The organism is Microcystis ichthyoblabe FBCC-A1114 (genome assembly GCF_050500245.1).
In the GTDB taxonomy this organism is placed as follows: domain Bacteria; phylum Cyanobacteriota; class Cyanobacteriia; order Cyanobacteriales; family Microcystaceae; genus Microcystis; species Microcystis ichthyoblabe_A.
Map to the genome: position 1 here is coordinate 2,433,282 of NZ_CP191408.1, position 15,245 is coordinate 2,448,526.

Below are 15,245 nucleotides of genomic sequence, written 5' to 3' on the forward strand. Positions count from 1 at the left end.
TGAAATTCTGGGCAGCAGGGGAGAAATTACGCCCCTATTGTTAACTTTTCTAACAGGCGATCGATTTGGAAATGTTCCCCCATTAATTCGCGAATACAAGCGACTTTTACCTGTTCCTGTAAGCGAATTTTCCCGAAGGCCTGATCGACGATTTCCACGGTACTGAGAGTATCTAAATTTACCGAGAGAATCGGTACTTCTAAATCCTCGGCCCGTCCCAAAATTAGGGGATCTGGAGAGATAGAACCAGTTAAGATCAAACAGGTGGTAGAAGTTTCTAGGGCAGCTAACTGGAGGTCTGTGCGATCGCCGCCCGTGATCACGGCCATATTTTCCCCCTTGCGAAAATATTCTAAAGCGGCGTTGACATTCATCGCCCCGATCGCTAAACTTTCTACCATCCAATCTAAACGATCGGGACGACATAATACTTTGGCCCCCAAAAGATGGACAATTTCCCGAACACTAATACTACGCAATAATTTACTAGCAGGTAACAGTCCTAAAACTTCCACTCCTTGGCGGGACAAATAGGGTTTCAGGAGAGATTGTACTTCCTCCCAATCATCTTCCGGGATATCACTAATCACTACCCCCAGCAGCTGATTATTTAATTCCTCTCTTGCTTTCAGCAGACTCTCGGCAATTAGGGGAGAACTATAGCGGGCCACCAATAGGATTGGAGTCTGGAGAATTTTGGCCATCTCCCCCATCGATAACTGAAAAATACTGCCTTCCCAGAGAGTCCCCGGCCCTTCGAGGAGGATAATATCACTGTTAACTCGATCGAGATAACCAGCAAGAATATTGCCGTAGTCCTGTTGATCTACACCTTGTAAACGTTTAGCAACGGAATCCGCATCAGTGTAGATCAGGGGTAAACGCAGCTGCTCCGGGGATAATTCTAATAATTGCCGAATAAATTCTACATCCTCATCGACCAATTGCCCATCGACGTATCCCGGACAATTGCCCACTGGTTTGCCGTAACTTATCTCTAGTCCTTTTTGTCGCAAGAGATGCGCTAACCCGACGACAGTTCCCGATTTACCACTGAGGGGTTCCAGGGAAGAGATAAGTATAGATTTGGCTGATTTGGCCACGATTTGCTCCTTTTAACCCGTAAAATCCCGACTTTTATCATTCAAATTGCAGCAGTTTCCGATAAAATCCCTGCGAAAAGTCGGCCGAACCTAGCTGCTTAAAGGTTTTAATTGCACCGATGAGATACTCGATCAACTCGGCGTTAAGAATCGTCATTTCATAGCTTAGGTCGGCCTGTCCTTCAAATTGTAAACGACAACGGGTCAATTCCGAGGGCAATTTTGATACATACCAAGAGGCCACAAAGGGAATCCCTTCGCTATTTTCTATGTGACGACGACCTTCTAAAGATCCTCCTTGATACAAAGCGATCGCATAGGGCAAGATACTATGTTTGTCCTTGGCATAGTAGGGCATATATACTAACACATCAGCCTTATTAGCGGGTTCTAATTGTTCGATCGTCGGCATAATTAGTCAATTCTTTGGTTCACAGCCAAGTTACCAGTAAAAATGATATTTTCCCTATATTTTAACCGAACGCCCCCATAATCTCCCGATCAAGAAAATAGGCAGATTTTACGGCTAGATCAGCTTTCTCTACTGAGGTGATCATCGGCTATAACTGGCATACTAACCCGAAAAACCGTGCCGGGGTAAGGGGAACTTGTTGGATCGGGATTAGGACTGATAAATTCAATCGTCCCCCCCATGCTGGTAATTAATTCTTTGGCGATCGCTAAACCCAATCCCGTACCAGGTATATCTCCCCCTGCTTGCACTCCCCGGTAGTGACGTTGAAAAATTCTTTCTTGATCACTCCTCGCTATACCATAACCCGTGTCTTTAAAAACAATTTCTACACTATTCTTAACATTTTTTACCTCGACGGTGACTTTTCCGCCAGCAGGAGTATATTTGAGAGCATTATCAATTAAATTGCTGAATACTTCCCGCAAACCGGGGATATTGGCCCGAATAAGTGGTATGTCTTCCCCGTGAATCGTTTCTAGACTGAGATTTCTCTCTTTGGCTACAGCCTGGGCCGAAAGGAGCAGCGGATCGAGAATATCATGGAGATCGATCGGAGTTAGTTGGCTGCTGCCAGCAGGTAAGAGAAAGGTGGTGGGGGAAGATTGCGCTTGCAGGAGAGGAATATCGACGGTGGGGTAATTTTCGCTTTCTTGCTGAATTTGTGCCTCAAATTCGGCAATTAAGTCCCGAACTCGATCGCTTTCCCTCAATATACCGGTAATGGCAGGATCGTTACCTTCTTCGGCTAAAAGCCTTTTGAGTAGAAGTTTACCAAAGGTTTTTAAAGCGGTAAGGGGATTGCGGATTTGATGGAGAAAAGTATCGAGGCGCTGACGTTGCCATTGTCGATAATAACGTTCTTCTCCCAATTGGCGATCGAGTACACAGGCTAAAGCGAGGGTTTGGGTGATTTTTGCCATCTGGGTTAATTCCCAACTTTGCCAAGGTCGTTTTTCTCTGGTTGTCACCAATAATCCGATCATGCCCTCTTCATACATTAAGGGTAAAAACAAGCGATGACCGCTGACGGTCTCCTGATTACTCCAGAGGTGGGATAAATCTTCTAACTTAACCGCAGTTAACAAGTCAGCCGCCGGTTGCCCCGGTTGTAAGGAAAGCCGCTTTTTTTGGGGAGAAGGGGGATTAAAAGGCGGATAAACAACGACTGGAATTAAATTACTCGATAAAGGTTCAGTTAAATAAACCGCACTTCTGTCCGTTTCCATTTGCTCTCGCAAAAGTTCCATCTGTGTCTGACACAGGGCAATAAAATCATCACTCAGGGGAGTCCGGGAGGGGGAGGAGAAGGGCATACTAAGAAAGTAAAAAGTAAAAAATCAGAAAACCTTGATAAAGCTAGGGTTACGAGTTTTATTTCCCAGTTGACAGGGGAGAGAATGACTCTCTCCTTGGGTCGGGTGCAGCCAGTAAAAAGCAATTAGGATAAGGGTTTGGTCACTGTTTTCGGGGTGGATCACGGTATATATTAAAAAAAGTTTAAAAATAATAAGTTTTGTATCGGGATTTGGGGCTGTGTTTTTGTCAGAAAAACTTAAACATAGTCCCAGTCTAGCTTCCGGTCAAACTTGTCCGTAATTGGCTTTCTAAGGGACACTTGATTTCTCGATCTAGAAGGGATATAATCGCTACGGCTTTTGTAACTATCATTACAACGATTAGCCAAAACAGGAGGTAATTGGGTTGGCCAGAAAACGGAAACGTAAGAGTCGCCGTCGTCAAGAAGGACGTAAGATACTTGAACTTGTACCCCAGTATAGTATTGAAAGTGGCGAAGATAAACCCGTAACTGCGGCGCGTAAGTATATTCAAGCTATAGGCATTAGCCCACCAGCTTTATTGGTTGTTAAGCGTAACGAGCATACAACCGATCGCTATTTCTGGGCTGAAAAAGGACTGTTTGGAGCGCAATATGTGGAGGAAAACCACTTCCTTTTCCCAAGCTTGCGCGATCTGCAGCCCCAGCCTCAGCCCGTCAAAGCACCGGTAGCAGTTGCCAAATAACTCAAAGGACTATTAATCGTATCATGGAAAGTGAACTCGTTTACGGAAAAGTAAACGAGTTTTTTTTGAGGATAAGAGGAGCGGGGACCTTTAAGTGATCAGTAATCAGTAAACTGAAAACTCACATCTGATTACCGAAAAGGCGGACAGCTAAGGAGGGAATGGGGTTATGAGAATCTTTTAGGGGTTATTTAGGCTAATTTTGGCTTTAAATCGCTTTAATCAATTAAATTTTCTCATTTAAACCCGATAGGATTGCTGAGGTAATAAATTATTTTCGATCAGGATCGTAAAGTTCAACCTTTAAGGTATGATTGGGAACATTAATTATTTTTTTATGTATTGCACTAGAACGTAGAGGGCAAGCAGCAGTGATTAGAGTAGCGATCAATGGTTTCGGACGGATTGGACGTAATTTCCTAAGATGTTGGTTAGGACGGACTAATAGTGGCTTAGAAGTAGTGGGGATCAATGATACATCAGATCCCCGGAGTAACGCTCACCTGCTCAAGTATGACTCGATGTTAGGCAAACTTAACGCTAATATCGATGCCGATGATAATTCTTTAATTGTTAACGGTAAAACCATTAAATGTTATTCCGATCGCAATCCCCTCAATCTGCCCTGGGCAGAATGGGGTGTAGATTTAGTGATCGAAGCTACCGGTGTTTTCGTTGATGAAGAGGGCGCTTCTAAGCATATTGTCGCAGGAGCTAAAAAAGTCCTCATTACCGCACCGGGTAAAGGTTCGGGAGTGGGAACCTATGTAGTTGGTGTCAACGCTCACGAATACGAACACGATAAATACAATGTCATCAGCAATGCCAGTTGTACGACTAACTGTCTTGCTCCTGTCGTCAAAGTGATTCACGAAAACTTCGGTATCATCAAAGGGACGATGACCACCACCCACAGTTACACTGGTGATCAACGGATTCTGGATGCTAGTCACCGGGATCTGCGTCGCGCTCGCGCCGCCGCCGTTAACATCGTTCCCACCTCCACCGGTGCCGCTAAAGCTGTAGCCTTAGTTATCCCGGACATGAAAGGGAAACTTAACGGTATCGCTCTGCGTGTACCCACTCCTAACGTTTCTGTGGTGGATTTAGTGGCGCAAGTGGAAAAAAGCACGATCGCGGAACAGGTAAACGAAGTCCTCAAAGAAGCTTCGGAAAATTCTTTAAAAGGAATTCTCGAATATAATGATTTACCCCTCGTTTCCTCTGATTATCGCGGTGTTGATGCCTCCTCGATCATTGATGCTAGTCTCACCATGGTGATGGGTGGCGATATGGTGAAAGTTATCGCTTGGTACGATAACGAATGGGGTTACTCCCAACGGGTGGTTGATCTCGCTGAAGTCGTTGCCAGCAAGTGGAAAGGCTAAATCAGTGATCAGTCAACTGTAATCGGTGAACAGTGGGCGTTAATTAGGAGTCAGGAGTGGTTAGTGATAACTGACTAACTGATAACTGTTAACTGATAAGTGATAAATTCTCACCGAAAAAGCGCCGATAGATTCCCTCTGTCACCAATTGAGCGGTGATTAGGTTAGCTAGGGCAATCATAAACAGGATCAGTATCTGGTAGGAAGCGGCGTTTAAAGGTTCACTTCCTGCCAATACCTGTCCGGTGAACATTCCGGGTAAACTGACTAAACCCACCACCATCATCTGATTGAGGGTGGGTATTAAACTAGCTCGAATCGCTGCTTTTTGGTAAGATGCGATCGCTTGTTGAGGGGTTGCCCCTAAACAAAGATGGGTTTCGATTTCCAAACGGTGACTTTTAATGGCACTGCTTAATCTTTCCCCGGCTAAAGAGGCACTATTCATGGCATTGCCTAACACCATCCCCGTCAAGGGAATCAAGTATTGGGGTGAGTACCATTGTTCTGGTTGAATAATTAAAGCGATTGCATAACCTAAAGTTAGACAGCTACTAATCAATAAAGAGCCAAAAACTAGGGGTAATAAGCCTTTATCTCGGCTATCAATGCGATTTTTAGCAACAATAGTCGCGATAGTCATCATTACTGCCAAAATCCCCAGCACGGCTAGAGGATTATCCAGGGAAAAAATAAAGGCGATAACGTAGCCTACCACTAATAATTGCAGGATCGATCGACCAGTCGCCAATAATAATTGGCCCTCTAGAGCTAAATTTGACCAACGGGAGAGGATTAAACAAATACCCATCATCCCCAAAGCCCAACCCAAATCCACCAGATTTAGTTCTACTAATCCATCCATAAAAATAAAAGAAACAAATTACAACAATACTTAATCTATAAATAGCAAGTTTATAATTATTTTTGACTAATTATTCCTTCTTTTCCCCAACAAATCCCGATTAGTCTCTAATTTTGAGTGAAAGCGCGTGAGTACAATTCCCCCCGTCGATTTATCCCGTCAATACCAAGTCATCAGCGAAGAAGCTAACCATGCCGTGTTAGAAATCCTCCGTTCTGGGCGCTATATTGGCGGTGAAGCTGTGAGCGAATTAGAACGACAATTTGCCCTCTATCATGGTGTTAGCGATTGTGTCGCCTGTAATTCGGGAACCGATGCCCTTTATCTGGCACTGCGCTCCCTCGGTATTCAAGCGGGGGATGAAGTAATTACTTCCACTTTTTCGTTTATTGCCACCGCCGAAGCGATTAATTTAGTCGGGGCAGTGCCGGTTTTTGTCGATATCGATATTAATACTTTTAACCTCGATGTGGCACTGTTGGAAAAAGCGCTTACTCCCCAGACTAAAGCGATTATCCCAGTACACCTTTTTGGGCAATCTGTCAATATGTCTGAGGTAGTAAATTTCGCTCGTTCCCATAATTTATTTGTAATCGAGGATTGCGCGCAGGCAACGGGAGCAGAATGGCATGGGCAGAAAGTGGGGAGTATCGGCGATATTGGCTGTTTTAGCTTCTTTCCCACCAAAAATTTAGGCGGTTGTGGCGATGGTGGCGCAATTACCACCAATAACCCCGAGTTAGCGGCACAAATTCGCATGGTTAAAGAACATGGGAGCAAGGTGCGTTATTTTCATGAGGTAATCGGTGTCAATAGCCGCTTAGATGCCATTCAAGCGGTTATTTTGCAAATTAAGCTAAAATATCTCGATTTTTGGAATAATCAACGGATCGAGATTGCCCAACGTTATCGGGAATTACTGCAACCTTTGCCTAATATCACTTTACCTACCGCTTTAGCCGGAGGTAAGCACGTTTGGAATCAGTACACAATCCTAACGGAAAATCGTGACCAAATTCGGGCAGCTTTGCAGGAAAAAGATGTCCTATCCATGGTTTATTATCCGATTCCCCTACATTTACAGCCGGTTTATCAGTATTTAGGCTATAAAAAAGGTGATTTACCCATGGCTGAATTGGCCAGTGAAAAAGTGTTATCTTTGCCTATGTTCCCCGATTTAAGCTGCGAGGAACAACAACAGGTAGCCTACGCGCTGAAAGATTGTTTGCATAGTTCCTAAGTTATCAGTGGGAATTATGAATTATGAATTATGAATTAAGTAGGTAGGTGTTAAAAATTGTCAGATTCCTCCCCTTGATAAGGCTATCCATTAGTCACATCTTTCTTAACATAAAATTTGACAAAAAGAGAAAAGTGTGCAAGATGGCTCAAGGGGGTTCTATGGGGGGACTAATTTGATGAGATAGTTTCCAAGTCTGGCTGATATCATGTAACCTTCGCAGTCCCAACCAAATAGTTTTAACACTTGGTTCACCGTCACCTTTTCTACCTAAAAACCCCCCAAGAGAAGCAATCATTCTGACCGCTTCTCGAAAGGAGGGCGGCTTTTCAGGTGGCGGACTCTTTTTATGAATAGTGGCACACAAAGATTGCCATTCATGTTCTTCCAAAAAACTTTCACAACTCTCCTCTCCGTGTAAGCGTGCTTGATAGGTTAACCAAAGTAGTGCGAAACGTTTAGGCATGAAATAGAGCTGAAATGCCCGAAATAACCGCCTAGTAAGGTCTTCAGTCCCCTGACTGAATCTAAGAGGTCAACCCAGACCAGCCTTATAACTGTTTATATGTCCCGACGTTTAGTATCAATGCGATACCAAACTAGGCAAAGGGACTCAAGGTCAATACACTTTGTAACAATTATTCACAAATTGTTACAAAGGTGAGAGTAACGGCGATAGCCACCCCCAGATTCAGAAATCACAATTCTGGGACTGAAGCGGGGAACGGAAGGCTCCGAGGTGTAACCTAACACCAGAATCGAGACCACTGCCAACCATCCATGATTAGGTGTGAACCGAATGTCCGACCTGAACCATCGTAATTATACTTTAGACGTTCATAATCTGAGATTTATTAAACTTCTGAAATCGTAGAGTCAGCAAGGAATCCAGTTCTTTTTTATGTTTCAGATGGGCATCATTCAGACATTCATAAATGGCTGAAGAAAAGTCAGAAAAGTTTTCATAATATTTACCATGTAAACATTTCTTTTTGACAAATTTCCACAGCCTTTCAATTAAATTTAGATTAGGCGAATAAGACGGCAGATAGAGTAGCTCTATTGACAAAGAAAGAGCCAATTCTTCAACAATTTTACATTTCTGATAGCGGGCATTATCTAAGACTAGAGTGATGGGAATCATTAGTCCTAAAGCAGCTATTTTTCAAGAAGTTCACAGACTTGAGTTGCCGTAATATAAGTGTCATTAGTAACTAGAATAACTTCATGAGTTATTGCATTTAATGCTCCTAAAACATTGAAGCGTTTACGCCCGCTCGGTGACTTAACAAAAAGTCTCTCAAAACACCAAACAAAACCGAGAAATGCTCCCATGACGAAGTGAGCGGCATCAACAAAAAAAACAGCCCTTTTTCCTTCTTTAGCCTCATTTAGTCTGGGTTCTAGCTTTTTTTCTTTGTAGTCTTCTTGTTCATCTGGGTCAGCTTTAGAAGGAAGAGAACCTATTTTTAAACATTTCATTCCCAAGGATTTTAAGAATTTCCTCACTTGGGTAGGACTTCGTTTTATCCCTGTCAATTCTTCTATTCTATATACAGCTTCATTTATTGTGGCTGGTGGATTTTTCTCGAAATATTTTTTGAGTGTTTCTCTTTGAGACTCTAATTCACTTTTAGGGCGATAGAAGTTGATTTCTTTTAATTTTTCTATTCCGCCCTCTTGATAATCTCGAAGATAGGTTAATAAGGTATTTGGCGAGATTCCTGCTAACTGACAAATTTTTTTGTGCGGTATCTTTTGGCTTTTTAACCAGAGAACTTCCATCTTCAGTTGAACCCGGGGATGAGGATGATGAAATCTTTCATAATACAGTGAGTTCTTTTCTTCTTCCGTGAATTCTAGGTTAATCATGTTTTTAATGAGTGCTTTGCTTCTAATTATGACTCTTGAACTATATTATTGTCTTTGAGTAAAAAATGCAAGTTATAACCGTGCAAAGTATAGCTAGTAGTGAAATAGGTTGATACACTGCGTTCAAAAGAACAAGGGGAAAAGTAAGGAATTTACTAACTCACTTACACAGACCTTTAAAAGTACCCCGATGGATAGGACAAATCTAAAGATGGAATGCCCATATAAACGGAACGTGATAAGCCCTTTCAGGCTCTGAGTATCGGTCGAAATACTCAGTAGTGACAAGTGTAAGCGCAAGCCTTCAAGGGTGTGAGATGTAACCAAAAGCCAACGCCTGACGGTAATAGTCGGGATATGCTCACAGGTTACGGTTTGATTGTAAGGATAGAGTCTAGTAGGAGTCTATATGACGAAACCCTTGAGAAGGTAAAGGGTTCGGGAAACCGAAAACCACTAAGACTACGAATGTATGGAAAGCTATCAATTGGGGTAAAATCCAAAGATATGTTTTCAAGCTCCAAAAGAGGATATACCAAGCGGCTAAATCGGGACAGGATGCAAAGGTTAGAAGGTTGCAACGTCTATTGGTGAAATCATACTACGCTCGTCTATTAGCAGGCCGCAAAGTAACCCAAGATAATCAAGGAAAGAAAACAGCAGGAGTCGATGGAGTGATAGCAATATCCCCAGAGCAAAGGCTAAATCTAACCGAAGAAATCAAGGGAAAACTTAAAGCAAAACCGTTAAAAAGGGTATGGATTCCTAAACCCGGCAGGGATGAAAAACGTCCACTAGGAATACCAACCATCAAAGACAGAGCTAGACAAGCGTTGATTAAATCGGCACTCGAACCAGAATGGGAGTCAAAAATGGAAGAAACCAGCTACGGTTTTCGACCCGGAAGGTCTGCCCATGATGCAATATCGAGGATATACCTTAGCATCAATAAAAGTAGCTACTTCGTATTAGATGCTGATATTGCCAAGTGTTTTGACCGAATTAATCACAACTTCCTACTGTCAAAAATTCATTGTCCCACTGCCTTGAAAAGAGACATTAAACAATGGCTCAAAGCAGGAGTATTGGATAATGGCGTATTTGAAGAAACAGAAACAGGGACACCCCAAGGAGGGGTAATAAGTCCACTACTAGCCAACATCGCACTGGATGGAATGGCAAGATTAATTGAAACACTATTCCCCAAAAAGGGTAGTAAAACTCAAGCTGTTCTAATAAGATACGCCGATGACTTTGTGGTGATTTCACCATCACTCGAAATCATTGAACAGTGCCAAACTGCCATTTCTGAATGGTTAAAACCAATTGGATTAGAACTCAAACCAGAAAAAACCAGAGTGTCTCATACACTCAACCCCATTGAGTACAATGGGAAAACTGAAGAACCCGGTTTTGATTTTCTAGGATTCAATATCAGACAATATCCAACAGGAAAGTACAAATCTGGGAAAATATATAAAGGAATACCCAAAACATTTCTAACACATATTAAACCTAGCCAAAAAGCAGTTAAAGCCCACACAGAAGCGATTAAAGGTGTAATCAAAAAACACAAAACAGCACCTCAATCAGCCCTGATTAGTCACTTAAACCCAATCATTAGAGGTTGGGCTAACTACTACTCAGGAGTAGTATCCACAGATACCTTCAATAAACTAGACAATACAATCTGGTTAATGTTAAGGGCATGGACAGTATCAAGATGCGGTAAATCAAACCACGAAAAGCTGAGAAACTACTTTAGACCGGGTACAGTTAAACTCAGCAATGGGAAAGAAAGGCAAGAATCTTGGTTATTTAAGACCAAAGATGGTCTTCATTTATGGCAACATAATTGGACACCAATTGTCAGACATACCCTAGTACGCCCCGAAACTTCACCTTACGACGGAAATTGGACTTACTGGGCGACCAGACGAGGACAAGCAATCGACACACCGACAAGAGTAGCCAAACTACTTAAGAAGCAACAAGGCAAGTGTAGCCGATGTGGGCAGTATTTCACACCATCGGATTTAATTGAAGTTGACCACATTCACCCTCTCAGCTTAGGCGGAAAGGATGAATATAAAAACCTTCAATTACTACACCGCCACTGTCACGATGATAAATCGGCATCTGATGGAAGCCTAAAATCATCTGGTTTGACATCAACAGTCAACCTAGATAATACAAGGTTAACCAAAGGAAGTCAAGCTGTATCCTTAACAAGGGAACAGTCAAACTAGGAGCCGTGTGAGGTGAAAGTCTCACGCACGGTTCTGAATGGGAGGGGAGGTCGGTGACGACCTTCTCGACCCCTAATATCTCCAAGCTACAATTGAATAGGTAGCTAAGGCCATCTCAATTCTACGACCCGTTTCTAATTGCAGTTTTTCTAATCCACAACCACTTTTTAAAACAAAATGATAGCGTTCTATTAACCAGCGATAACTATACCAGCGCACACAGGTTATCGCTGATTCAAAGCTACTAATGTCTAGGCTAGTTAAGAGGAGCCAACTGATAGGATTAACTCCAGGACGCGGATTTTCTTCTTCAGCTAAAATTACCTGTAATTTGACCGGTTGACGAGGGTTCGCTTTCGAGTGATGCTTAGGTACTTGTATTTCAAAACTGGCAAATCTAACTGTTAGTTTAGCTAGTCTAGCCTCGTGATTAGGATTGCGTTTTACTTGCACATCTAGGCTACCACAGGCTTTTATTTCTCTGATGGATTGATGTAAATATTTAGGCTCTGGATGCCCTGACTTTTGCTTGTCTTCGAGATAGTTAACTTTTCGGTTATGAGTTCCTCGGATTAATAAATGAGAGTTAGGACTTCTTGATTGGGCAAATAAATCAAATATGTCTGCCTCACAATCTCCGATTGTTACTACTTGAATTTCTTCGGGTATTTGTTGTTGTGTTTCTGACAAAGAATCTAACCATCTTTGACTTTCTTTTTCTTCGGTTTCTCTTTTTTTTCTTTGCTTGGCAATCCCTAAATTCTTTTCTTCTCTTGCCCAGACATATTGATTAATCAGTCCTAAAGGTATTCCTTGCGCTGACACTCCTAAGGTGGTATGAACTTTGAGACCAAAGGATTTTTTATAATCTAGATAACCCATTCCTTTTTTGGCTTTTTGCGTCGTAAAGTCTAAACTTGTTGTGTCTTGCACTGCCAAAACTATTGGATGTTCTTTGATTCTTTCTACTGTACTTTTGGCTTGGGCGGCAATTATATCTGAGGGGTGAAAATAGGGGGAATTCCAAAAGTCGTAGGTGGCACTCGCTGCGGCTAGATTTCCCGAAGCTTGTGGCACACTTGTACTAGGTTGGCTGGCCAAGTTTTCTACGATACTGATTAACCTTTTCTTTCTTCTGGTGTCCCCTAGGTCTGCATACTGTAATTCTTGGGCTGCCCATTTCTCCATTTTTTTGCTCACCTCCACCTTAATTCCTTCTTTCAAAACTATACCTATCAATCGTTTCCCCTTTTTTTAAGTTTCTTCTCTTTTTGTTAAGAAAGATGGTTCTTCGTTACTTGGTATGGTTCGATAGGGGGGCATAAATCGACTAAATCCTTATCTGGCAAGAGATTTAATTGATTAGTTCGCTCCAGATCGCAAACAATTGACAAAAATTGCGGTAATGTCTGTTTCTATAAGGGTTTCATCCCTTATAACCCCCGTCCATTGCATAACACAAACCGAAGAACCAGAAAGATCTGACTAATGGATAGCTTATTAAGGGGGGTGTCTGACAACTTTTAACACCTACCTACTTCCTAAATTTGGTTATTAAAAACTGATTATTTATTCTTCCTTTTGCATGAGTGCCTATCCTGATATGTAGCCTATACTCAACGGATTTAGTATTAGGTATAGACATCGACCTAATATTATCTCAGGCAATTAGACCCACTTTCTGCACTTCTTAACATTCAATTGATAATTTTTACTAATCTATTGCTGACAAACCTTTGCCAATCAGGATTATAGCTACAATGATGGATTTTTTATTAAGGTGAAGAATTGTAAATTTTTTTCTCAGAAAAAATCAATTATTGAAAATGTTCTTAATAGTAGTTTATACAATGAAGGTTTTTTGTCAAAACATCTTGGGGAATGTAAAAATATATAAAAGTATATGAAGATGTGCGGAATGTCGGCCCTGTCTGTGGAGATTTTAGATAGATAGTTTGATATTCAACAAGGGGAAAATGGCATGAACACAAATCACAACCAGAGTTATGGCCGGTTGAAATGGAAAGCGGTGTCGGCGCGGGAGGCCCAGCACCTGAACGAGCAGGGAGTTTCATCGTCAATCCCCCAGGGGCCGAAATTCCTTAAAGAGCTACCCCCCGATAGCGCAGTGTACGAGCCGAAGCAGCCGATCACAAAGAAACTTAAAAAGCTCATCGACGATTACGCCTATGGGGGAGCCTTCCAGAGCGCGATCTTGAAGATAAGACAACAGCGCATCCCCGAACTCGATCGGATACACAACCTCTACCAATTTTACTATTACATCGATGCCCTGGTAACGTGGATCCCCGGGTTGCGGGTCTGGGAATGGCAGGGCGACATTTACCACGAACGCACAGATTATCTGCACCTGACGCAGTTCTATTACTACTTCAACCAACCCGAACTCGTCTCCCTGCAAAGCCCGATCGCTCCCTTTACCGGCGAGGCTCTCACACCGCTATCCCTCTGGCTTCGGGAATTTGCGGTCGAATGGGGCGAATTTCTCGACACACCCGAATCGGCCAACCATCTCGTAACCTATAAGTTCGGGCCGGAATATACCTACCAGGACTACAATGGGGGCGAAAACGGGATCGAGAACTACAAGACATTCAACGAGTGGTTTTCCAGAACTTTCAAGGATATCGATCGACAGCGCCCAGTCGCCCAGCCAGACGATCCTCGGATTATCGTCTTCCCAGCCGAGTCCACTTTTGTCGGCCAATGGACTATCACCACTCGGGTGGGCGAGCCGATGCCCGCAGAGTCCTCAATCGTGGTCAAGCACGTCGAATGGCCTATCCCGGAACTGTTAAAGGGTTCCAAGTATGCCCAGGATTTCGAGGGCGGCATTTTCGTCCACAGCTTTCTCAATGTCTTTGACTATCACCGGCAGCACGCCCCGGCAGCGGGCAGGATAATTGAGGCCAAATTTATCCCAGGACAGGTTTACCTGGATGTCCAACTTGACCTACTCGATGCTGAGGGACGTGCCGATGAAAACTCATCCTTGGCCAACGTGGCCATGCCGCACCGTTATCTGGATGCACAGGATGCCACAGACTATCAGTTTGTGCAGTGCCGTGGGCTTTTTGTCCTGGAAACCGCTATCGGCAAGATCGCCGTGCTGCCCATTGGAATGGCACAAGTATCCTCCGTTGTCTTCGTCAAACCAGGGACGCAGGAACTTATCCGTCTTACCCAACAGGAAAAGAAGGGGCGATCTTATGATGAGCAGGTGGCACTGATCAACGAGAAGGTACGCCAGGAGGTGGTGGGAAAAACGGTGTCGAAGGGCGAGATGATCTCGACTTTCCTCTTCGGCGGCTCCGACATCGTGATGGTATTCGAGCGTCAGTCCAACGTCAACATCACGGCTACGGTAGGTGTTCACTATCCGGTGCGGAGTCAGTACGCCTATTCAAATATCGCCAAACTGCTGTCGTTTTGATCGTGCTTCGCTGTTCTATACTGGCGGAACCTGTCATCTCTAGGGTTCCTTCCAGCCGACATTATAGGTAAAGTTCCAATAAAAGTTCCAATATGAAAGATCAAGCCAATTCCCTGTATGAATCGGACTTCTACGGGTGGACAGAGCTACAAGCGAAAGCTCTGGCCAACCGACAGGTAGAAGCTCTGGACTGGCAAAACTTACGGGAGGAAATCATTTCCTTGGGTAAACAAGAATATCGAGAACTGGTGAGCCGTCTAACCGTTTTGGTAGGACATCTTCTCAAATGGGAATATCAGCCAGATAAACGTTCTCGTAGTTGGTTTTTGACGATTAGAGAACAGAGACGAGGGATCAGACGGCATCTAGAGGGTAATCCTAGTTTAAAATCCCAGATACCGACGGCTTTATCCGATGCTTTCGAGGCCGGAGTGGATTTGGCTTTGCGGGACACGGATTTACCGATACGGACTTTTCCCTCTCACTGTCCCTTCACCTTCGAGAACATCATGGCCGACCATTTCCTCTGCGATACGAGTCAGGATTGGCCGTAAATTTAACGGTTATACCGCCTCAA

Annotated in this window: 10 protein-coding genes and 4 pseudogenes; 6 read left to right on the forward strand and 8 right to left on the reverse strand. The window is 43.3% G+C overall.

Going from position 1 to position 15,245, the window contains the following annotated elements; translation table 11 throughout:
* Window positions 1–26: 26 nt before the first annotated feature.
* From ACQY1Y_RS11720 to ACQY1Y_RS11730, 3 genes are all read right to left on the reverse strand, one after another.
* A complete protein-coding gene (locus ACQY1Y_RS11720) occupies window positions 27–1,103 on the reverse strand; it encodes a phosphotransacetylase family protein (protein WP_193977943.1) in 1,077 nt (358 codons plus the stop codon).
* Window positions 1,104–1,140: 37 nt separating this feature from the next.
* Complete coding sequence (gene ebsA / locus ACQY1Y_RS11725; protein ID WP_103111116.1) at window positions 1,141–1,515, reverse strand: type IV pilus biogenesis protein EbsA; 375 nt, start codon at window positions 1,513–1,515, stop codon at window positions 1,141–1,143.
* A 119-nt stretch (window positions 1,516–1,634) separates the two neighbouring features.
* Window positions 1,635–2,891: a GAF domain-containing sensor histidine kinase gene (locus ACQY1Y_RS11730; RefSeq protein WP_430014627.1), complete on the reverse strand. Its 1,257-nt coding sequence runs from the start codon at window positions 2,889–2,891 to the stop codon at window positions 1,635–1,637.
* Window positions 2,892–3,279: 388 nt separating this feature from the next.
* Between ACQY1Y_RS11730 and ACQY1Y_RS11735 the strand changes: the two genes are divergently transcribed.
* Complete coding sequence (locus ACQY1Y_RS11735) at window positions 3,280–3,600, forward strand: DUF3155 domain-containing protein (protein WP_002732265.1); 321 nt, start codon at window positions 3,280–3,282, stop codon at window positions 3,598–3,600.
* Window positions 3,601–3,971: 371 nt separating this feature from the next.
* Window positions 3,972–4,988 carry a type I glyceraldehyde-3-phosphate dehydrogenase gene (locus tag ACQY1Y_RS11740; RefSeq protein WP_002731954.1) on the forward strand — a complete coding sequence of 339 codons (1,017 nt, stop codon included), beginning with the start codon at window positions 3,972–3,974 and terminating at the stop codon, window positions 4,986–4,988.
* 88 nt (window positions 4,989–5,076) lie between these two features.
* Here the strand turns inward: ACQY1Y_RS11740 and ACQY1Y_RS11745 are convergent, their stop codons facing one another.
* The gene (locus ACQY1Y_RS11745) at window positions 5,077–5,853 is read right to left on the reverse strand and encodes an ABC transporter permease (RefSeq protein ID WP_002734326.1); all 777 of its coding nucleotides are present in this window, start codon (window positions 5,851–5,853) and stop codon (window positions 5,077–5,079) included.
* Between the two features lie 127 nt (window positions 5,854–5,980).
* Between ACQY1Y_RS11745 and ACQY1Y_RS11750 the strand changes: the two genes are divergently transcribed.
* Window positions 5,981–7,093, forward strand: coding sequence for a DegT/DnrJ/EryC1/StrS family aminotransferase (locus ACQY1Y_RS11750; RefSeq protein WP_002734534.1), 1,113 nt, complete (start codon window positions 5,981–5,983; stop codon window positions 7,091–7,093).
* A 148-nt stretch (window positions 7,094–7,241) separates the two neighbouring features.
* On the opposite strand, the pseudogene ACQY1Y_RS11755 reads toward ACQY1Y_RS11750, so the two are convergent.
* Window positions 7,242–7,544, reverse strand: a pseudogene (locus ACQY1Y_RS11755) (IS4 family transposase); the annotation flags it as partial.
* A 378-nt stretch (window positions 7,545–7,922) separates the two neighbouring features.
* A pseudogene (locus ACQY1Y_RS11760) lies at window positions 7,923–8,965 on the reverse strand (IS630 family transposase).
* A gap of 482 nt (window positions 8,966–9,447) precedes the next feature.
* Between ACQY1Y_RS11760 and ltrA the strand changes: the two are divergent.
* Window positions 9,448–11,214, forward strand: coding sequence for a group II intron reverse transcriptase/maturase (gene ltrA / locus ACQY1Y_RS11765; protein WP_430014672.1), 1,767 nt, complete (start codon window positions 9,448–9,450; stop codon window positions 11,212–11,214).
* Window positions 11,215–11,292: 78 nt separating this feature from the next.
* Here ltrA and ACQY1Y_RS11770 read toward each other — a convergent pair.
* Both ACQY1Y_RS11770 and ACQY1Y_RS11775 read right to left on the reverse strand, forming a co-directional pair.
* Window positions 11,293–12,402: pseudogene (locus ACQY1Y_RS11770) on the reverse strand (IS4-like element ISMae7 family transposase); the annotation flags it as partial.
* 86 nt (window positions 12,403–12,488) lie between these two features.
* Window positions 12,489–12,669, reverse strand: a pseudogene (locus tag ACQY1Y_RS11775) (hypothetical protein).
* A 526-nt stretch (window positions 12,670–13,195) separates the two neighbouring features.
* Between ACQY1Y_RS11775 and ACQY1Y_RS11780 the strand changes: the two are divergent.
* Together ACQY1Y_RS11780 and ACQY1Y_RS11785 are read left to right on the forward strand one after the other, a co-directional pair.
* The gene (locus ACQY1Y_RS11780) at window positions 13,196–14,668 is read left to right on the forward strand and encodes a phosphatidylserine decarboxylase (RefSeq protein ID WP_430014628.1); all 1,473 of its coding nucleotides are present in this window, start codon (window positions 13,196–13,198) and stop codon (window positions 14,666–14,668) included.
* Window positions 14,669–14,760: 92 nt separating this feature from the next.
* Window positions 14,761–15,222 carry a DUF29 domain-containing protein gene (locus tag ACQY1Y_RS11785; protein ID WP_430014629.1) on the forward strand — a complete coding sequence of 154 codons (462 nt, stop codon included), beginning with the start codon at window positions 14,761–14,763 and terminating at the stop codon, window positions 15,220–15,222.
* The last annotated feature ends 23 nt before the right edge of the window (window positions 15,223–15,245 follow it).